Raw genomic sequence first — 18,908 nt, forward strand, 5'->3', positions numbered from 1 at the left:
AAGCCTGCTCGATCTGATCTGGGAACCTAGTGATTGCGGGCATGACGGCGTCAATGTGCCGCCATGGCCGGGTTCCCATTGCGCCATGAAATGGCTATGAAGCCGGGTCAAGCAAGCCTGCGTCGCACCGATTCTGGCGCGACCATTCTCATTCACGGACCAGTCCATGCGTTTGTCGCGCTATTTCCTGCCTATCCTCAAAGAAAATCCGCGTGAGGCCGAGATCGTCTCGCACCGGCTGATGCTGCGTGCCGGCATGATCCGCCAGCAGGGGCAGGGCAGTTTTTCCTGGCTGCCACTCGGCAAGCGGGTGCTGGACAAGGTTTGCCAGATCATCCGCGAGGAGCAGAACCGCGCCGGCGCGCTGGAGATCCTGATGCCGACCATCCAGTCGGCCGATCTGTGGCGCGAAAGTGGCCGCTATGACGACTACGGCAAGGAGATGCTGCGCATCAAGGATCGGCAGGACCGCGACATGCTCTACGGTCCGACCAATGAGGAAGTGGTCACCGAAATCGTCCGCGCCTACGTCAAGTCCTACAAGGATCTGCCGCTCAATCTCTACCACATCCAGTGGAAGTTCCGTGACGAGGTGCGGCCGCGCTTCGGCGTCATGCGCTCACGCGAATTCCTGATGAAGGACGCCTATTCCTTCGACCTTAACTTCGAAGGCGCGAGGGCCGCCTACAACAGGATGTTCGTGTCCTATCTCAGGACCTTCACGCGCATGGGCCTGCAGGCCATCCCGATGCGCGCCGATACCGGACCGATCGGCGGCGATCTCAGCCACGAATTCATCATCCTGGCGGACACCGGCGAGAGCCAGGTCTATTGCGATCGCGATTATCTGTCGCTCCAGGTGCCTGACGAAAACACCGACTTCGCCAATGACGCCGAGATATCGGACATCGTCAAAACCTGGACGACGCCTTACGCCGCTACCGACGAGATGCATGATGAGGCGGCGTGGGACAAGCTCGGCGAAGCGGACCGGGTCTCGGCCCGCGGCATCGAGGTTGGCCACATCTTCCATTTCGGCGACAAATATTCCAAGCCCATGGGCGCCAAGGTGACCGGACCTGACGGCAAGGACCATTTCGTCTCCGGCGGTTCCTACGGCATCGGCCCGTCACGGCTGGTCGCGGCGATCATCGAAGCCAGCCACGACGAGAACGGCATCATCTGGCCCGATGCCGTGGCGCCGTTCGACATCGGCCTGATCAACATGAAGGTGGGCGACGCCGAGTGCGATCGCGTCAGCGACGAGCTCGATGCCGCCTTCACCGCCGCCGGCAAGGATGTGCTCTATGACGACACCGACCAGCGGCCGGGCGGCAAGTTCGCCACCGCCGACCTGATCGGCCTGCCCTGGCAGGTAATCGTCGGGCCGCGCGGCGTGGCCGCCGGCGAGGTCGAGATCAAGAATCGCAAGACCGGCGAGCGCGTGACGCTGCCGATCGCCGATGCGAAAAAACGCTTCGGTGCCGCCGCATGAGCGAGGCGGCCGCGGCAAGATCGGCGGGTGCCGGCCCGTTCTCCATCTTCGAACGCACGGTGGCGTGGCGCTATTTGCGCTCGCGGCGCAAGGAGACGGTGATCTCGGTCATCGCCTCGATTTCCTTCCTCGGCATCATGCTGGGGGTGGCGACGCTGATCGTCGTCATGGCGGTGATGAACGGGTTCCGGGCCGAGCTTTTGACCCGTATCCTCGGCGTCAACGGCCATCTGATCGTACAGCCGCTTGATTCGCCGCTTGAGGATTACGCCCAGGTCGCAGGCCGTATCAACGGCGTGCCCGGCATCAAATACGCCATCCCGCTGATAGACGGCCAGGTGCTGGCGCAAGGCAATGTCGGTGGCGGCACCGGTGCGCTGGTGCGCGGCATACGCGGAGAGGATCTCGGCAAGATCGCCATCGTCGCCAGCAACGTCAAGCAAGGCACGCTCGCCGATTTCGACTCGGGCGAAGGCGTCGCCATCGGCAAGCGCATGGCCGAGAATCTCGGACTGACGCTCGGCGATACCATCACCTTGATCTCGCCCGATGGTGACGTGACGCCGCTGGGCACCACGCCTCGCATGAAGGGCTACAAGATCGCGGCGATCTTCGAAGTCGGCATGTCGGAATATGACAGCTCCATCGTCTACATGCCGTTCTCGGAAGCGCAGCTCTACTTCAACATGGATGGACGCGCGCAGACGATCGAGATTTATGTCGACAATCCCGACAATGTCGACGCACTGAAGCCGAAGGTGGAAGAAGCGGCGCAACGGCCCATCGACATCGTGGACTGGCGCCAGCGCAACGAGACCTTCTTTTCCGCCCTGCAGGTCGAGCGCAACGTCATGTTCATGATCCTGACGCTGATCGTGCTGGTGGCGGCGCTCAACATCATTTCCGGGCTGATCATGCTGGTGAAGGACAAGGGGCACGATATCGCCATCCTGCGCACCATGGGCGCCTCGCGCGGCGCGATCTTGCGCATCTTCCTGATGACCGGCGCGGCGATCGGCGTCACCGGCACGCTCGCCGGCGTGCTGCTCGGGGTGCTGATCTGCACCAACATCGAATCGATCCGGCAGTTCTTCTCCTGGATGACCGGCAAGGTGCTGTTCAATCCGGAGCTCTACTTCCTCAGCCAGCTGCCGGCGAAGATGGATCCGCGCGAGACCACCTATGTCATCATCATGGCGCTTGGCCTGTCGTTCCTGGCGACCGTGTTTCCGGCATGGCGGGCCGCCCGCCTCGATCCGGTCGAAGCGTTGAGGTACGAGTAGTGGCCGAGGTCATTATCGAGCTGAAGAGCGTCGAGCGGCACTATGTCCAGGGGCCGCGCAAGCTCACCATCCTGAACGGCGCCGATTTCTCGCTGAAGCGCGGCGAGATGGTGGCGCTGGTGGCGCCGTCGGGCACCGGCAAGTCGACACTGCTGCACACGGCAGGACTGCTGGAGCGCCCCGACGCCGGCGACGTGATCCTGTCCGGCCGGGCCTGCGGCCGGTTGTCCGACGACGAGCGCACGTCGATCCGCCGCAACGATGTCGGCTTCGTCTACCAGTTCCATCATCTGCTGCCCGAGTTTTCCGCGCTGGAAAACATCATGATGCCGCAGCTGATCAAGGGACTGCCGCGCAAGGAAGCATCCGAGCGCGCCGCCCAACTGCTCGATTACATGCAGATCGGCAAGCGCGCCTCGCACCGGCCGGCCGAATTGTCCGGTGGCGAGCAGCAGCGCGTCGCCATCGCTCGTGCCGTTGCCAATGCGCCGCTGGTGCTGCTGGCCGACGAGCCAACCGGCAATCTCGATCCGGTCACCGCCTCCTATGTGTTCGAAGCCCTGGAGGCTCTGGTGCGGCAGTCGGGTCTCGCGGCGCTGATCGCCACCCACAATCACGAGCTGGCATCGCGCATGGACCGGCGCGTCACGCTCGCCGACGGCAAGGTGGTGCCGCTCGGCTCGGGCTGACCTCAGCCTCGACAGACCCCGGCGGCTCATCGACAATCCGCCTTCCGGAGTGTGTTTCCGCATGGTGCGCGCTGGACCCGTCAACCTTTTCCTGGCCTGCCGATTTCCTCCTATCGCCTGCGGCGCATAATCGACGAAGCAAGATAGCCCAGTGCAAGCGTCATGGCGGCGACCGCGATCCCGGTGCTGATCACGCCTGCCGGCGTGATCCTGGCACTGCCTTGCAAGGTGACATGCTTGCCTAGGCGCAGATCGAAAACGGACTTGATTTCCTCAGGATGTGAGGGGACCGCGGGCGAGGGGTCTTCCTGGACAACTGACATTTGAGCCTCCGGTTCGTGCCTGCTATGCGGCTGCTGGAGCGAACCGTGTTTCTACACAACCTCCACCCGTTGCGGAAGTTCAGTTGCGAGCATCTGTATTCCGTAGACCTCAACGCTCGCCAGTGTATTCCGCCACGGCAACGCTGAGTTTCAACCTCGATGGCACCGAGACGAATCGACAACGCCGCCGCGAATCCGTCTGGCAGCGGTCGGCCGCAATGGCGCGGGTTGGAAAGAACGGGCGGCATTCGCGAGCAAGCACGCGAACAAGTAAAGTTGAAGTTGAACTGATTTTCTACCGCGTGGAAAACGTGCATAGCCTGCGATGGAAGGCAGGTGTGCGACAAGCCCGTTAGCTGCCATGAGGTTGTGATGTTGGCTGACCATTCAGACAGTTTCGTTGCCTATCCGTCACGCTGGCAGTGCGCATTTCTTGCATTTGGTTCATTAGCTTTTGTTATCGTGGGGCTGTGGATGTTAGGCGCCTTTGGTGCTGCGCCTACCCCTACTATCCAATACTCTCATCTGAAAATACTTATTGCCGGCTGGATTGCCGTGACAGTGGGTCCGCTTGCTGCGATGAAGTGGATTTCAAAATTGTTCGTGACGGCGGAGCAATTGCGTATCGATGCGGCGGGTATTCGCTATTCGCCTTGGTCCGATAAAACCATACCCTGGTCTGAGATAGAAGACGTAACGACTTGGTCCCGAAACGCGCAGAAGAGAATAGTTTTACATCTACGACACCCCAACAACTTCCCAGGCAAAGGACTAGCTGGTCGTTTGGCTAGTGCCAGCCGCAAGTTGACCGGAAGTGATGTAACCATAACCATTTTGCTGACCGGCACAGACCGTAGCTTCGATGAGGCTATGTCAGCGATCATGCGTTACAGGCGGTCGAGCTAACGCCCCGTTGCCCGCTTTGGCTGCCTGATCAGTCGAGAAGCGGCATGCATTTGCGTCGCCTGTTTAGCCTACTGCTTTCTCGCCGATTCTTGCCTGCGTATTCCCCCGAAAGCCCTTCGCATAGGCGGCCTTTTCGTCACTGCCATGCCGATTTTCACTGGATACATCTTGGAGGCCGTCGGCTGGCTGGGGGTGGCGTGGATCGCGCTTGGAGCCTCTGACCCACCGAAGCGGATGAGCGCTGGTGTTGTTTGCAGCATTACCTATTGGGACTCGGCCGCGGGCGACTGCGGCTACCGGGATATCGAGACGGACTATGCCAGGGCGATCGTAGCTACCGCGCCACCTGGAACCGGTTAACCTTTCGCTAACCGTGCCAAATTTCCCGCATTATCTCCTTACCCCGTGGTCGTTGACATTGAAACAAAATTAGAACAAATTGCGAACATATCAACAACAGGAGAGAGTTATGACCGATCTGGTTCAGGATGTCATCTCGCTGGTTTGCATGAGTGCGTTTCTCGTTTCCATGGCGATCTGGATCGGAGCCATGTGATTTGGCGGCTTCTCGCCGCCTTGGTTCCGCGGGCGAAACCCGCTCCGCCGTTAAGCCTTTCTTGCCGCAGCGACGCTAGGGTGCGCTTCCAAGGCAGGGAGCAACGTCCAGGTGTCGCCCATCGTCACGGCCATTCTCGTGGCCAGCAACCTCGGGCTGATCTTTCTCTTGATGACCGCGCCGCTCGATTTGCGCACGGTGAGGATGAGCCGCTTGATTGCGGTGGACCGTCAGCGCCTCTGGCAGGCGCTGTGGCCGCTTGGCAGTGATGCCGGCTGGTCCGGCGAGATCCTATCGGCGGGGCCACTGGACGGGGAGGGCGTGTCCCGCATCATGCTGTCGCGGGAGGGCCGCGACGGCAAGCCGATCGAACGCAGGGCACGGTTTGACGATGTCGTCGAAGGCAGTCGCTTCTCGATGCGTGTCGTCGAGGATACCGCGCTCGATGCCTCGTTCTGGAAAGACTATCGCGAAACCGCCGAACTCGTCCGCGAAGGCGGCGGCACGCGGGTGACGCTCGGCCAGACGGACCGTTACCGCGGCGTTGCCTTTCTGGTGTTCCGTTACTTCGCCATGCGCCGCGAGCTGTCCAAGCTGCAACGCTGGGCGCTAACCGGTCAGTATCGCAAGGGCGGCTGGTTCGAGCATCCGCTCAGCCAGGTCGGCTTTGCCGTACTGTCGGCATTGATGCTGTGGCCGTTCTTCGGGCTCCGCCTCGGCGGACTGGCGCTCGCCTCGATCCTCACCTCGGTCGTGGCCCTGCATGAGCTCGGCCATATGGCAGCGTTCCGGCTGATGGGCCACCGCAAGGCGCGGATGATCTTCATTCCGCTGCTCGGCGGCATCGCCATTGGCGGCCGGCCTTACAACAGCCGTTTTGAAGTGGCCTTCGTGGCGCTGATGGGGGCGGGCTTCTCCGCCTTCCTGGTGCCGATCGTCATTGCCGCCAGTGCGCTTGCGGGCGGCGAGGGACACAAGGCCGCGGCAGCGCTGCTGGCGGCGCTGGCGGGCTGCGCCGCCCTGTTCAACATCGCCAATCTGGTGCCGGTGTGGAAGTTCGACGGCGGCCAGGTGCTGCGCCAGATCTGCCCGGGGCCGGTCGCGCTGGCGCTGGCTTCGTTCTTCCTGCTCTCGGCGTTCCTGGCGGTGGGGTGGCGGGCCGGCTTTTCCTCCGGCTTCCTGCTCGCGGCGGGGGCGGTCTTTTCAATCCTCAGCCTGCTGACCATGGGCAGCGGGGTCAAGCCACGCCACGAGCTGGAGCCGATCCGCACGGTCGACCGCTTCGCCATCGCCGGTGCACTGCTGGCGGTGTTCGTCATCCATGGCTGCGGCGTCCTGTGGGCGTCGGCGCAGTTGCTTTGAGCCATGTTGAGCCCGAAGGGTTCAACCAGTCTTTCGGACTGGCTCGGCGGGTGCGGCCACGGCGGGACCGAAAACATCCTCGAAGGCTGATTTCAGCGCCAGATCGAGGTCGGCCATGCCAATGGGAAGGCCGAGATCGACGAGGCTGGTGACACCGTGGTCCTGCACACCGCAGGGCACGATGCCGCTGAAATGGCCGAGATCAGGCTCGACATTGATGGCGATGCCGTGAAAACTCACCCACCGCCGCAGCCTTATGCCTATTGCCGCGATCTTGTCCTCGGCCGGCGAACCGTCCGGCAAGGCAGGGCGATCGGGCCGCACCACCCAGACGCCGACCCGGTCCTCGCGGCGTTCGCCGCGCACGTTGAAGGCGGCGAGCGTGCCGATGATCCACTGTTCGAGCGCGGCGACGAAGGCGCGCACGTCCTCGCGTCGCCGTTTCAGGTCGAGCATGACATAAGCGACCCGCTGGCCCGGCCCGTGATAGGTGTATTCGCCGCCGCGACCGGCCGAAAAGACCGGGAACCGGTCGGGATCGATCAGGTCCTCGACGCGCGCACTGGTGCCGGCGGTGTAGAGCGGCGGATGTTCGACCAGCCAGACCATTTCGCCGGCGACCCCGCTGCGTATCGCCTCGGCACGCGCCTCCATGAAGGCAAGCGCATCGGGATAGGGGGTAAGGCCAGGCTCGATGCGCCACTCGACCGGTGCTGAACCGGGGAGCGGCAGGAACGACGTGGCGATCTGGCTGCGTTCTGTCATGGCTTTTCGTTTTTCACTTATGCCGTCGCGATCCGCTTGCACTTTCGGGCGGCATGCATCTGTCTCCATATGGCGTTATCAGCTGGAAACGTCCAGTTCCGGCCCTTCATTCCAATCCTGTGGACCGTTATGCCAATCGCTTGAGATTATTGCGTGCGGCGCACTTGTTTCGCCGGAAACGATTTGCTACACGCCGCGAGCCGGTCGGTTCCGGCTCCTACCACGTGCGGTCGTGGCGGAATTGGTAGACGCGCAGCGTTGAGGTCGCTGTGGGGCAACCCGTGGAAGTTCGAGTCTTCTCGACCGCACCAAAATTTCCCGAAGCGGGCCTTCGGATCTCGTGAAATCACCTCCGGCAATCCGGCGATCATCAGACCCGAGTACGGCGCCGCCGCCCTATAGCGGCTGGACCTTTGGTCCGTTCGGCAGATCGACGGTAACGACGAGGCCGGTTGGCTGGTTGTCGTGCAACTCGATCTTGCCGCCGTGGCCCTGGATGATGTCCGCTACGATCGAAAGGCCGAGGCCAAAGCCGTGCTTCGAGGCGACGCCGCGTGACATGTCCTCCTTGAAGAAGGGTTCGAAAACGCGGGAGCGGGCCGTCATCGAAATGCCCGGCCCGTCGTCGCCGACCGCAATGCGCGCCGTCGTGCCGGTCTGCGTCAATGCGACGGTGACATTGCCGGCGAATTTGACCCCATTGTCGCATAGGTTGGTGATCGCACGCGCCAGCGCATTGGGTTTGCACCAGCCCAGAAGCCTGTCCGGCCCGGAATAGGAAACCGAAAACCCGACATCGGAGAATTCGGCACAGACGGTTTGCAGCACGCTGGCAATATCGGCCCGCTGCAGCTTTTCCGTCGACACGTCGTTACGCAGATAGGTTAGAGTCTCGTCGATCAGATCTTCGATGTGCCGGACGTCGGACAGTATGGCGGTTCGAAGGAGACCATCATCCATGCGCTCGGCGCGAAGCCGCAGCCGTGTCAAAGGCGTGCGCAGATCATGACTGACGCTGCGCAACATGCGAGTGCGGTTTTCGATCATCGTGCGGATACGCTCCCGCATCCTGTTCAGCGCGCGCGCCAGACCGACCATTTCGATGGAGCCGTGTTCGGCGAAGAGCTCATTGCCATTCTCGATCTCGGCTTCCCCCACTGCCGCCGAGATGCGCCTTAGCGGGTCGGTCACGGCCCATACGGCAAACAGCCAGATCAGGATGGGCAAGGCGACGAAAGCCATGAACCTGTAGAACGAGACACGGACGAAGCCTGATGTCAGCCAGGAATCGGGCATGCCGAAATGCGCCAGGACGCTCTGCTGGTCCAGATCGATGACAAACGCGTACCTGCCGCCGGTCCTTATCCAGCGCCCGGCGATCGAGCTGCTCTCGATCTGGAGAAGCCATGTGATGCTTCGCCATTGCAGATAGGAGTCTGGAATATTGCTGATCTGCTCCCTGGGCAGGATCTTGAAATCAAAGCCGGCGCGTGTCGCCGCGGCCAGAACAGCGCTGCGGGCTTCGACCGATGTCTGGCGCAACAAGGCAGCGACAACGGCAGCCTGCCTGGCGCTGTCTTCCACGACGGGAAGGTCGGCATTTTCGATCAAATCCTCGAAGGCCGATCCGGAGGACATGATCACGATCACGGCGATGAAAATAATTGCCGCGAACTGCCCACGCACCGACTGCGGCAGGAAACGACGGACCAAATGCCTCACGCTTCCTCCACCGTGGCGGTGAAGATGTAGCCACCCAGCCGGACAGTCCTGAGAAGAACCGGATCGCGCGCGTCCTTTTCGATTTTCTGGCGGATCCGGCTGACATGGACATCGACGCTTCGCTCGATCGGGCCGGCAAGCCCCGCATGGGTGACGCTGAGAAGTTCCTCGCGCGACAGAACCCGACCCGCATTGCGGCAGAACGCAAGCAGCAGATCGAATTCATGCGTGGTGGTCGCGACCCGTGCATTGCTGGGATCATGCAATTGCCGGCGAACGGGATCGAGGCGCCAGCCGTTGAAGCGAAGCACCTTTGTCCGGTCCCGTTCGTCGGGAGCGTAAGCCGTGCGGCGCAGCAACGCGCGTATCCTTGCCGTCAATTCGCGCGCGCTGAACGGTTTCGTCACATAGTCGTCGGCGCCGATCTCCAGTCCGAAGATACGGTCGATTTCCTCGCCAAGCGCGGTCAGCATCAGGATCGGAACGTTCGTTTGCGCACGAAGCCGGCGGCAGATGCTGAGGCCGTTTTCACCAGGCAGCATGATATCGAGCACGATGAGATCGAATTTCTGGCTGCGAAGCGCGGCGTTCATGCGCACGCCGTTGGCGGCGATTTCCACGATCATGCCGTTTTCCGTGAGCGTCTCGCCCAGCATGCGCGCGATCTCGATATCGTCTTCGACAATGAGGATCTGCGGGCCTTGCCTCGGCGATTTGAACTCGGCGTTCAGATCGATCCGGCCGGAGTCTGCCGCAGCCTGCATTGCACTATGTGTTGGCATCAAAACCGATATCCGACGAGAAGCATTCCCGAGGGCTGGATCTTGTCGACGACAACAGGGCTGTCGGCAGCGTCCCCCACAAGAATGCCGACCCCCGCCTGGCCACGCACCATCCAGTTGCGATTGAGCATATATGTGGCGGAAATCGAAAAATCGGCGCGCTTCAACCCGGCGCCGGCATCGTAACGCGCCAGCCCCGAGCGAGCCGATTGCTCCGGCGTGACGCCAAAATAGGCCTGCATGTATTTTTCGTCGGCGAAGACGACCGATGCGGCGGCGCCGACCATCAGTGACTGGGACAGAGGCTGGGTCACCTCAATGCCAAGCGTGCCCTCCAGGCCGTCGCTGCCGCCGATGGTCTTGTCCAGTTGTGCGAAGATTTCCGCCGGACCGAATTTCACCGCCGCCTTGGCGCCGACGACCGCGCCCATGTCGACATCCCCCAGGCCGCGCAGGTGATCGGCATCGTCTTCCTTGCGGCCCATGTCGTAGCCAAGCCGCGCGCTGAGCTCGAACGGCCCTTGCTCATAGACGGCGATGTTGGCGCCCGTCGGATCGATCGTCACCGTGTCGAGGAATGTCGCCGATATGAAAGGCACAGGCATGACCTTGAACTCGTTGCTGCCCTCGTATTTGGGAACGATGATGGCGCCGCCGCCAAGGACGACATGCCAGTCGGCCAGTTTCTGTTCGAAGCGCCCGAAACGCGAAGGATTGGGCGGCGGGGTCGGATCCCCGGTGTCGTCGGCATCGGTGTCGACGGCAATGGCATCCGCCGCCAGCACGATCTCAGAATGCGTTGAAAACAGGATTGCCATCGCCGCGAGAGAGGCCCGGCCGGCGAAGAGTCCAGAAACCATTTTGTACATGCATGCTCCAGAGCAGGGAGGCAGTAAGAGCCTCCGATGCCCGGACTATTTCAGGTGAAAATGGCTGCATGCATGAAGTGATGTTAAGTTTTGTTGCGCAATCTTGGCCTGATCTTGGCTCCGTGCGTGCGCGCCTCTGGAACGGCGAAGCGTCAGACTCGGGAGTGTTTGATAGTCCCGCTCGTCAGGACGATGGGCCGGCCTGACCGCTGTCGAGGGATTATTTGTCGGCCAATTAAAGTTCATCAGCGGCGGGCTGCTTCCTAAACTGAGCTGCCAAACAAGGCTGTCACTGTTTTGTTATTGGTGGTTGCTGACAGCTCGCTTGACAATGCGATCCAGGCAACGGCAAGGGTCGCTTCGTGGGTTTTGGCCAAGGGGAGATACCATGAAGAAGACTTATGCGAAGCCGGTGTTCGTAAGGCGCGAAAAGCTGTCCGCCGTGACTGCGATAGCTTGTCCTAGCTTCGGCTGCCCGACCTAAGGGCTGGGCCAAACCGGCTTCTGCCAGATCGCCCGCCGTCGAAAGCGGGCGGGCTTCCATCGTGGCGTCGGCTGTTCGACTGTTTGGAAGGGACCGCTGGGCGGCGCATTCAGATCGCGCCGCCTCGTGTTTCGGCAGCTGCCCTTAGGCAGCCTGTTCCCAGAGGTTATGCCGCCTTCTTCATCCGTGCCAGCGTATCGGCCACCACCTCGCCAAATGACGACGGCGTCGGCACGATGATGACGCCTGCCTCCTTCAGGATTTCGACCTTCTCCTGCGCCGACTCGCCGAAGGCCGAGATGATGGCGCCGGCGTGGCCCATGCGGCGGCCTTTCGGGGCGGAGAGGCCGGCGATGTAGGCGATGAGCGGCTTGCGCATGTTGTCGCGTGCCCAGATCGCGGCTTCGGCTTCCTGCGGTCCGCCGATCTCGCCGATCATCACCACGGCGTCGGTCTCGTCGTCCTGTTCGAACAGCTTCAGCATGTCCTTGAAGGAGGAGCCGTTGATCGGGTCGCCGCCGATGCCGACGCTGGTCGACACGCCAATGCCGAGCGCCTTCATCTGCGAGGCCGCTTCGTAGCCGAGCGTGCCGGAACGGCCGACAATGCCGACGCGGCCGGGCAGGTAGATCGAGCCGGGCATGATGCCCATCAGCGCCTGTCCCGGGGTGATCATGCCGGCGCAGTTCGGGCCGATCAGCCGCATGCGGTCCTCGAAGCGGTAGCGGCGCATGTAGCGCTTGACCTGCATCATATCCTGCGAGGGGATGCCGTCGGTGATGCAGACGCAGAGTTTTATCCCCGCGTCGGCCGCCTCCATGATCGAATCGGCGGCGAAGGGCGGCGGCACGAAGACGATGCTCGCCTCGGCGCGGGTCTCGCGCACCGCGCCCTTGACGGTGTTGAAGACGGGCAGGCCGAGATGCGTCTGGCCGCCCTTGCCGGGGGTGACGCCGCCGACAAGCTTGGTGCCGTAGCGTTTCATGTCCTCGGCATGGAAGCTGCCGATCTTGCCGGTGAAACCCTGGACGATGACCCGGGTGCTGCGGTTGAGCAGGATTGCCATTTTTTCGACCTCCCTAGAGCATGATGCCGAAAAGTGTGAAGCGGTTTTCGGACGACATCATGCTCTATCTGTTTGATTTTAGAGACGGATTCAGATTTCAGGTCGATTCGACCTGAAATCATCCGGCTCTAGGCTGCTTTTTTCTTGGCGGCCGTTCGCCAGGCGGCGACGGCTTTTTCGGCGGCTTCGGCCAGCGTGTCGGCGACGATCACCGCCTCGCCGGAATCGGCCAGGATGCGGCGTCCTTCCTCAGCCTTGGTGCCGGAGAGCCGCACCACCAGCGGTACGGTCACGCCGACCTCGCGTATCGCCTTGATGACGCCCTCCGCGACCCAGTCGCACCGGTTGATGCCGGCGAAGATGTTGACCAGGATGGTCTCGACATTCTTGTCGCCAAGCACGGCGCGGAAGGATTTCGCCACCCGCTCGGGCGAGGCGCCGCCGCCAATGTCGAGGAAGTTGGCCGGCTCGCCGCCGGCGATCTTGATCATGTCCATGGTCGCCATGGCGAGCCCGGCGCCATTGATGATGCAGCCGATGTTGCCGTCGAGGCCGACATAGGAGAGGCCGCGGTCGCTGGCGAAGGTCTCGCGCGGGTCTTCCTGGCTCTTGTCACGCAGTTCGGAGATTTCCGGACGCCGGAACAGCGCGTTCTCGTCGAACGACATCTTGGCGTCGAGCGCGATCAGATTGCCGTCGCGGGTCACCACCAGCGGATTGATCTCCAGCATCGAGGCATCGTAGTCGCGGAACACCTGGTAGCAGCTGAAAATGGTCTCGGTCGCCTTGCCGATCAGGTCGTGATCGAGGCCGAGCCCAAAGGCGATCTCGCGGGCCTGGAAACGCTGCATGCCGACGCCGGGATCGACCGAGGTGCGCAGGATGGAATCGGGGGCCTTCTCGACAATGTCCTCGATCTCCATGCCGCCGGCGGCCGAGGCCACGATCATCACGCGCTCTTCCTTGCGGTCGAGGACGAAGCCGACATAGAGCTCCTGCGCGATGTCGACGGCTTCCTCGAGATAGAGCCTGGAGATCAGCTTGCCGCGCGGGCCGGTCTGCTGGGTCACCAGCTTGCGCCCGAGCATTGCTTCGGCGGCGCTGGAGATCTCTTCGTCATTGGCGCACAGTTTTATGCCGCCGGCCTTGCCGCGGGCGCCTGAGTGAACCTGCGCCTTCAAGACCCATTTGCCGCCGCCGATCTCGCGCGCCCGGTAGGTCGCCTGTTCGGGGCTGTAGGCCAGCCCGCCGCGCGGCACATGCACGCCATGCCGGGCGAGCAGTTCCTTGGCCTGATATTCGTGGATGTCCATTGTTGTCCTCCCTGAACCGTCAATGCGTGGCGCGGTCGTTAGCTGGTCGGTTGGCCGGCGCGTTCGATGGCCTCGTTGACCACCAGAACATTGCGCGCCATGCGTTCCGACGCGGCGTCGATCATCTTGCCGTCGAGTGCGGCGGCGCCTTTTCCCAGGGCCTCGGCTTCCTTGAGCACCTCAAGGATGCGCCTGGCCCGCGCGACTTCCTTTTCCGGCGGCGAGAAGACGTCGTTGGCAAGCGTGATCTGCGAGGGGTGGATCGCCCATTTGCCTTCGATGCCGAGTGCCGCCGCGCGCTTCGCACCGGCGATGTAGCCCTCCGGATCGGAGAAATCGCCGAACGGTCCGTCGATGGCGCGCAGGCCGTAAGCGCGGCAGGCGACGGTCATGCGCGACAGCGCGAAATGCCACTGGTCGCCGGGATAGTCGGGGTTGAGGCCGCCAATGTTGACGGTGCGTGCCTTGCAGCTTGCCGCATAGTCGGCGACGCCGAAATGCATCGCCTCGAGCCTGCCGGGTGTCGCGGCAATCGCCTCGACATTGGCCATGCCGAGCGCGGTCTCGATCAGGGCTTCCAAGCCGACACGGGTCTTGAAGCCCTTGGCCATCTCGATCTGGTTGACCATGGCCTCGACCATGTAGAGATCGGCCGGCACGCCAACCTTCGGCACCAGGATAGTGTCCAGCCGGCCGCCGGCCTGTTCCATCACATCGACCACGTCGCGGTACATGTAATGGGTGTCCAGCCCGTTGATGCGCACCGAGACGGTCTTGCCCTTGGCGCGCCAGTCGATGTCGTTGAGCGCCTGGATGATGTTCTTGCGGGCGCGTTCCTTGTCGGGCGGGGCGACCGCGTCCTCGATGTCGAGGAAGACGAAGTCGGCGGCGCTGTTTGCCGCCTTGTCGATCATCTCCGGGCTGGAGCCGGGAACCGCCAGTTCACTGCGCTGGAGCCTCAATTTCCTGAGGTGGTTGATGGTGTGGCTCATCGTCGGCTCCCTCAGGCGGCTTCGGCGACCGGCACGGCGGCCGAGGCGCGGAAATGCTGGATGGCGGCGCCGACGCCGGAACCAGGCGCCAGGCGCACGCCGCAATCGAGCAGCGCCATTTCGGCCGCCGACAGCGAGGCGAGCACCATCACCTCGTTCAGCCAGCCGAGATGGCCGATGCGGAAGACCTTGCCCATCACCTTGTTGAGGCCGCCGCCGAGCGAGGTCTGGTAGGTGCGGTAGGCGCGCTTGACGACGTCGCCGCTGTCGATGCCTTCGGGAACCAGAATGGCGCTCACCGTATCGGAATGCCATTTCGGCGCCTTGGCGCACAGCTTCAGGCCCCAGGCATCGACCGCCTTGCGCACGCCTTCGGCGAGGCGATGGTGGCGGGCGAAGATGGTGTCGAGGCCTTCCTCGGCAATCAGGTCGAGCGAGGCGCGCAGGCCGCGCAAAAGCTGCGTGGCCGGCGTGTAGGGGAAATAACCGGCATCGTTGGCGCGGATCATGTCCTCGAAGGAGAAGAAGCAGCGCCGGTGGGTGGCGCTTCGGGAAGCCACCAGCGCCTTCTTGCTGACCGAGAGGAAGCCGAGGCCGGCGGGCAGCATGAAACCCTTCTGCGAACCGCTGACGGCGCAGTCGACGCCCCATTCCTCCTGGCGGAAGTCGATCGAGCCGATCGACGACACGCCGTCGACGAAGAGCAGGGCAGGGTGTTTTGCGTCGTCGAGAATGGCACGGCAGCCGGCAACGTCGCTGGTCACGCCGGTCGCCGTTTCGTTCTGCGTGCAGAAGATTGCCTTGATGCGGTGCGTCTTGTCCGCCTTCAGCCTCTCGGCATAGAGCTCGAGCGGGACGCCGGTTCCCCATTCGCAGTCGATGACGTCGACCTCGAAGCCGAGGCGCTCGGCCATGTCGACCCACAGATGCGAGAACTGGCCGAAGCGCGACATCAGTACGCGGTCGCCGGGGCTGAGCACATTGGTCATCGCCGCTTCCCAGGCGCCGGTGCCGGAGGACGGGTAGATGAAGACGCGGCCGGTCTCGTTCTTGAAAACGCGTTTGATGTCCTCGAACAGCGGCAAGGTGAGATCGGGGAAGGACGCGGCGCGCATGTCCTCCATCGGCAGGTTCATCGCCTGCCGGACCTGTTCGGGGATGTTGGTCGGCCCGGGAATGAAAAGATGGGTGAAACCGGCCATGGTGCGAACTCCTCCTGATCCAGCAAAGCGGTGGGGGGAGTTTCGTTTCGACGGCTAAAGCCAACAACACCTTGGCGGGTAAGATCTCGCCGCGCGCGGGTGGGGGAAGCCTACCCGCTCAGCCTACCCGAAAGGCTGCTTCTGGGTACGCCTCTCTCGCGCGTAGAGCGCGACAGCCATCGCCCGGTTGCGGACGTCGAGCTTGTCGTAGAGATTCTTGAGGTGATACTTCACCGTGTTCTCGGAAATGCCGGTCCGCGTGGCGATCTGCAGATTGGTCCAGCCGTCGGAAAGCACCGCCAGCAGCTCGCGTTCGCGCACGGTGAGCTGCGCCAGCGGTGTGTCGTTGACCTTGTTGATGTCGATATAGGGGATGCAGATGCGTCCATGCGCGACCGCCAGGATCGTGTCGAAGATGATGGCTGGGTCGTCGAACTGGAAACAGTAGCCCTGGGCGCCGAGCCGCACGCATTGCTTCAGGATGCCGATGTCATGGTCGTTGGAAAAGACGGTGATGCGCACGTCGAGCTTGCGGCTCTGGACCTCGGCCAGCACATCGGCGCCGTCCATGTCGGCGAGCTTCCAGCCGATGACAGCGACGTCGAACCCGCCCTTATCAGCCAGATCCAGGAATTGCCTGCCGCTCTGCACGGTGCTCAACAGATCGAAACGGCCGTCGCATTCGAGCATTTCGCGCAGCGCCGATATGACGAATGGATTGCGCTCGGCGACGACAATGCGCATGCGCCGGTCGCCAACTGCCTTGCTCGTTTTCCCGGGCTTGCTGTTCAAGGGCCGTTTTTGTCCTGGGCTGCAACTCCGAGGTCAGGCTTCAGGCCTGGACCCGTATGATGACAATTCTGCCCCAATCGCGCCGGGGTGCTCTTTCCCCAGCGACATCGGCTGTCGCGCCGTCTGAAGCCGGGATTGGCTGTTTCTTGATGGGATAGGCATTGCCAGGTCAGGCATCCGCGATACACTCACCGGGCGATGTGGAGCAGGCGTTTCGTTTGATATTCCGTGCCTTAGAGCGATAAGTTCTTGAATCGAATCGCGTCTGTGCGCGAGATGCATCGGATTTCCGCGAAACCGGTTTCCGCTTTAGGGGCCGATGCTCTAGACCTGAGGCACAATTTTTCCGGGATGGCGGGAGGCGCTGGTGGAGGACAAGCAGACGACCTCCGCCAAGGCGGCTGACGATGCCCGCGCCGATATCTATGGCGAGGACGGTGCGGTCCTCCCGTCCTTCCTTGCCCAGATCGGGGCCGCGATCGCCGATCGCGATACGCCGACCCTCAAGCATGAAGTCGACCATCTGCACCAGTCGGAACTCGGCGACCTGATCGAGGCGCTGCATCCCGAACAGCGGCAGGCCCTGGTCGAGCTGCTGGGCGCCGATTTCGACTTTTCCGCCCTGACCGAGGTCGACGAGGCGATCCGCATGGAGATCGTCGATCATCTGCCCAATGCGCAGATCGCGCAGGCGGTGCAGGAACTCGATTCCGACGACGCGGTCTACATTCTCGAAGATCTCGAAAAGGAGGACCAGGACGAGATCCTGTCGCAGCTGCCTTTCACCGAACGGATCAGGCTGCGCCGCTCGCTCGACTATCCCGAAGAGACCGCCGGTCGACGCATGCAGACCGAGTTCGTCGCGGTGCCGCCGTTCTGGACCATCGGCCAGACAATCGACTACATGCGCGAGGACAAGAACCTGCCTGAGCGCTTCAGCCAGATCTTCGTCATCGATCCGACCTTCAAGCTGCTGGGGGCCATCGACCTCGACCAGATCCTGCGCACCAAGCGCGCGGTCAAGGTCGAGGATGTCATGCACGAGACGCGCCACGCCATTCCGGCCACCATGGACCAGGAAGAGGCGGCGCGGGAGTTCGAGCAGTACGACCTTTTGTCAGCCGCGGTCGTCGACGAGAATGAGCGGCTGGTCGGCGTGCTGACCATCGATGATGTCGTCGACGTCATCCAGCAGGAAGCGGAGGAAGATCTGCTGCGCATGGGCGGCGTCGGCGACGAGGAACTCTCCGACACAGTGTTTGCGACCTCGCGCTCGCGCGTTCCCTGGCTGCTGGTCAACCTTGTCACGGCATTTCTGGCGGCATCGGTGATCGGCCTGTTCGACCACACGATCGAGCGGATCGTGGCGCTCGCCGTGCTGATGCCGATCGTGGCCGGCATGGGCGGCAATGCCGGTTCGCAGACCATGACCGTCACCGTGCGGGCGCTGGCGACCAAGGACCTCGACATCTACAATGCCGCCCGCATCATCCGCCGCGAAATGGGTGTGGGCTTCATCAACGGCATCGTCTTTGCCGTTCTGATCGGCATCGTCGCCGCCGTCTGGTTTCGTGATCCCAACCTGGGCGGGATCATCGGAGCGGCGATGATCATCAATATGTTCGCGGCCGCACTTGCCGGCATCCTGATCCCGCTGCTGCTCGACCGGTTCAAGATCGACCCGGCCGTGGCGTCGGCGGTTTTCGTCACCACCGTCACAGACTGCGTCGGCTTTTTCGCTTTCCTTGGCCTTGCAAGCTGGTGGTTCGGCGTGAGGTAGTGGCCTCAATTGACTTTTACGTAAATGCCGTGCGAGGCTCGCGCGGGGGCCATGTCGATTCCGGCGGCCAAGGGTTTGGTTCGGGACAGAAGGCGGCGCCGCGTGGCGGTCGCCCGGAATTCCGACTTGGAGTGACAATGCGGGAATATTATTCGATCACCGAACTGACCCGCGAATTCGACGTGTCGACGCGGACGTTGCGTTTCTATGAGGACGAAGGCCTGGTGCAGCCGGTGCGGCGTGGCCGCACGCGGCTGTTTCGTCCCTCCGACCGCCATCTCATCCGGCAGATCATGCGCGGCAAAAGGCTCGGCTTCTCGATCAACGAGATCCGCGAAATCATCCAGATGTACAAGGAGCCGCCGGGCGAGGTCGGGCAGCTCAAGCTGATGATCAAGCGCATCGAGGAAAAGCGCGAGGATCTGAGGCAGAAGCGCCGCGACCTCGAGGAGACGCTGGCCGAACTCGACCAGGCCGAGGAATCCTGTGTCGAGCGGCTCGTGGAGCTTGGCGTCAACACCTGAAGC

The 18,908-nt window shown here is 62.6% G+C and carries 17 protein-coding genes and 1 tRNA gene; 8 read left to right on the top strand and 10 right to left on the bottom strand.

The window, feature by feature from the left end:
• Positions 1-166: 166 nt before the first annotated feature.
• From proS to AC07UC_RS18610, 3 genes are read left to right on the top strand one after another with little or no spacing between them, the layout of a single operon-like run.
• Positions 167-1,495, top strand: coding sequence for a proline--tRNA ligase (gene proS, locus AC07UC_RS18600; RefSeq protein WP_140775936.1), 1,329 nt, complete (start codon positions 167-169; stop codon positions 1,493-1,495).
• Positions 1,492-2,778: a lipoprotein-releasing ABC transporter permease subunit gene (locus AC07UC_RS18605; RefSeq protein WP_056572849.1), complete on the top strand. Its 1,287-nt coding sequence runs from the start codon at positions 1,492-1,494 to the stop codon at positions 2,776-2,778. The genes proS and AC07UC_RS18605 overlap by 4 nt, the downstream gene beginning before the upstream one ends.
• Positions 2,730-3,467: an ABC transporter ATP-binding protein gene (locus tag AC07UC_RS18610; RefSeq protein WP_494906994.1), complete on the top strand. Its 738-nt coding sequence runs from the start codon at positions 2,730-2,732 to the stop codon at positions 3,465-3,467. Before AC07UC_RS18605 ends, AC07UC_RS18610 begins: the two co-directional genes overlap by 49 nt.
• Before the next feature lie 110 nt (positions 3,468-3,577).
• On the opposite strand, the gene AC07UC_RS18615 is transcribed toward AC07UC_RS18610, so the two are convergent.
• Positions 3,578-3,790: a hypothetical protein gene (locus AC07UC_RS18615; RefSeq protein ID WP_140775938.1), complete on the bottom strand. Its 213-nt coding sequence runs from the start codon at positions 3,788-3,790 to the stop codon at positions 3,578-3,580.
• Positions 3,791-4,162: 372 nt separating this feature from the next.
• On the opposite strand from AC07UC_RS18615, the gene AC07UC_RS18620 reads away from it, so the two are divergent.
• Both AC07UC_RS18620 and AC07UC_RS18625 read left to right on the top strand, forming a co-directional pair.
• A complete protein-coding gene (locus AC07UC_RS18620) occupies positions 4,163-4,696 on the top strand; it encodes an STM3941 family protein (protein ID WP_494906995.1) in 534 nt (177 codons plus the stop codon).
• Between the two features lie 667 nt (positions 4,697-5,363).
• Positions 5,364-6,614 (top strand): site-2 protease family protein, encoded by a 1,251-nt coding sequence (locus AC07UC_RS18625; RefSeq protein WP_494906996.1) that lies wholly within the window; start codon positions 5,364-5,366, stop codon positions 6,612-6,614.
• A 21-nt stretch (positions 6,615-6,635) separates the two neighbouring features.
• Here AC07UC_RS18625 and lipB read toward each other — a convergent pair whose 3' ends face one another.
• Entirely contained in the window at positions 6,636-7,379 is a 744-nt protein-coding gene (gene lipB, locus AC07UC_RS18630; protein WP_494906997.1) for a lipoyl(octanoyl) transferase LipB, read from the bottom strand.
• Between the two features lie 226 nt (positions 7,380-7,605).
• Between lipB and AC07UC_RS18635 the strand changes: the two genes are divergently transcribed.
• Positions 7,606-7,690: transfer RNA gene (locus AC07UC_RS18635), tRNA-Leu, on the top strand.
• Positions 7,691-7,775: 85 nt separating this feature from the next.
• On the opposite strand, the gene AC07UC_RS18640 is transcribed toward AC07UC_RS18635, so the two are convergent.
• The 8 genes from AC07UC_RS18640 to AC07UC_RS18675 form a co-directional block, all read right to left on the bottom strand.
• Entirely contained in the window at positions 7,776-9,101 is a 1,326-nt protein-coding gene (locus AC07UC_RS18640; protein WP_494906998.1) for a HAMP domain-containing sensor histidine kinase, read from the bottom strand.
• Positions 9,098-9,865: a response regulator gene (locus tag AC07UC_RS18645; protein WP_494908961.1), complete on the bottom strand. Its 768-nt coding sequence runs from the start codon at positions 9,863-9,865 to the stop codon at positions 9,098-9,100. The genes AC07UC_RS18640 and AC07UC_RS18645 overlap by 4 nt, the downstream gene beginning before the upstream one ends.
• A gap of 17 nt (positions 9,866-9,882) precedes the next feature.
• A complete protein-coding gene (locus AC07UC_RS18650) occupies positions 9,883-10,752 on the bottom strand; it encodes a MipA/OmpV family protein (RefSeq protein WP_494906999.1) in 870 nt (289 codons plus the stop codon).
• 650 nt (positions 10,753-11,402) lie between these two features.
• Positions 11,403-12,302 carry a succinate--CoA ligase subunit alpha gene (sucD, locus tag AC07UC_RS18655; RefSeq protein ID WP_032930699.1) on the bottom strand — a complete coding sequence of 300 codons (900 nt, stop codon included), beginning with the start codon at positions 12,300-12,302 and terminating at the stop codon, positions 11,403-11,405.
• A gap of 128 nt (positions 12,303-12,430) precedes the next feature.
• Positions 12,431-13,615, bottom strand: a complete 1,185-nt coding sequence (locus AC07UC_RS18660) for a malate--CoA ligase subunit beta (protein ID WP_494907000.1) — start codon at positions 13,613-13,615, stop codon at positions 12,431-12,433.
• 38 nt (positions 13,616-13,653) lie between these two features.
• Entirely contained in the window at positions 13,654-14,607 is a 954-nt protein-coding gene (locus tag AC07UC_RS18665) for an HpcH/HpaI aldolase/citrate lyase family protein (RefSeq protein WP_494907001.1), read from the bottom strand.
• Positions 14,608-14,618: 11 nt separating this feature from the next.
• Positions 14,619-15,809, bottom strand: a complete 1,191-nt coding sequence (locus AC07UC_RS18670) for an aminotransferase class V-fold PLP-dependent enzyme (RefSeq protein ID WP_494907002.1) — start codon at positions 15,807-15,809, stop codon at positions 14,619-14,621.
• Positions 15,810-15,932: 123 nt separating this feature from the next.
• Entirely contained in the window at positions 15,933-16,553 is a 621-nt protein-coding gene (locus AC07UC_RS18675; protein ID WP_494907003.1) for a response regulator transcription factor, read from the bottom strand.
• Positions 16,554-16,968: 415 nt separating this feature from the next.
• Here AC07UC_RS18675 and mgtE point away from each other — a divergent pair, with 415 nt between their 5' ends.
• Complete coding sequence (gene mgtE, locus AC07UC_RS18680; RefSeq protein ID WP_140772865.1) at positions 16,969-18,381, top strand: magnesium transporter; 1,413 nt, start codon at positions 16,969-16,971, stop codon at positions 18,379-18,381.
• Positions 18,382-18,518: 137 nt separating this feature from the next.
• Positions 18,519-18,905 (top strand): MerR family transcriptional regulator, encoded by a 387-nt coding sequence (locus AC07UC_RS18685; protein WP_006203215.1) that lies wholly within the window; start codon positions 18,519-18,521, stop codon positions 18,903-18,905.
• The last annotated feature ends 3 nt before the right edge of the window (positions 18,906-18,908 follow it).

The organism is Mesorhizobium sp. GW821-FHT04C10, assembly GCF_059420305.1.

Bases quoted from the DNA above. Each gene is read 5' to 3' on its own strand.
- proS (WP_140775936.1), top strand. From the start codon at position 167: ATGCGTTTGTCGCGCTATTTCCTGCCTATCCTCAAAGAAAATCCGCGT.
- AC07UC_RS18605 (WP_056572849.1), top strand. From the start codon at position 1,492: ATGAGCGAGGCGGCCGCGGCAAGATCGGCGGGTGCCGGCCCGTTCTCC.
- AC07UC_RS18610 (WP_494906994.1), top strand. From the start codon at position 2,730: ATGGCGGGCCGCCCGCCTCGATCCGGTCGAAGCGTTGAGGTACGAGTA.
- AC07UC_RS18615 (WP_140775938.1), bottom strand. From the start codon at position 3,790: ATGTCAGTTGTCCAGGAAGACCCCTCGCCCGCGGTCCCCTCACATCCT.
- AC07UC_RS18620 (WP_494906995.1), top strand. From the start codon at position 4,163: ATGTTGGCTGACCATTCAGACAGTTTCGTTGCCTATCCGTCACGCTGG.
- lipB (WP_494906997.1), bottom strand. From the start codon at position 7,379: ATGACAGAACGCAGCCAGATCGCCACGTCGTTCCTGCCGCTCCCCGGT.
- AC07UC_RS18645 (WP_494908961.1), bottom strand. From the start codon at position 9,865: ATGCAGGCTGCGGCAGACTCCGGCCGGATCGATCTGAACGCCGAGTTC.
- AC07UC_RS18650 (WP_494906999.1), bottom strand. From the start codon at position 10,752: ATGTACAAAATGGTTTCTGGACTCTTCGCCGGCCGGGCCTCTCTCGCG.
- sucD (WP_032930699.1), bottom strand. From the start codon at position 12,302: ATGGCAATCCTGCTCAACCGCAGCACCCGGGTCATCGTCCAGGGTTTC.
- AC07UC_RS18660 (WP_494907000.1), bottom strand. From the start codon at position 13,615: ATGGACATCCACGAATATCAGGCCAAGGAACTGCTCGCCCGGCATGGC.
- AC07UC_RS18665 (WP_494907001.1), bottom strand. From the start codon at position 14,607: ATGAGCCACACCATCAACCACCTCAGGAAATTGAGGCTCCAGCGCAGT.
- AC07UC_RS18670 (WP_494907002.1), bottom strand. From the start codon at position 15,809: ATGGCCGGTTTCACCCATCTTTTCATTCCCGGGCCGACCAACATCCCC.
- AC07UC_RS18675 (WP_494907003.1), bottom strand. From the start codon at position 16,553: ATGCGCATTGTCGTCGCCGAGCGCAATCCATTCGTCATATCGGCGCTG.
- AC07UC_RS18685 (WP_006203215.1), top strand. From the start codon at position 18,519: ATGCGGGAATATTATTCGATCACCGAACTGACCCGCGAATTCGACGTG.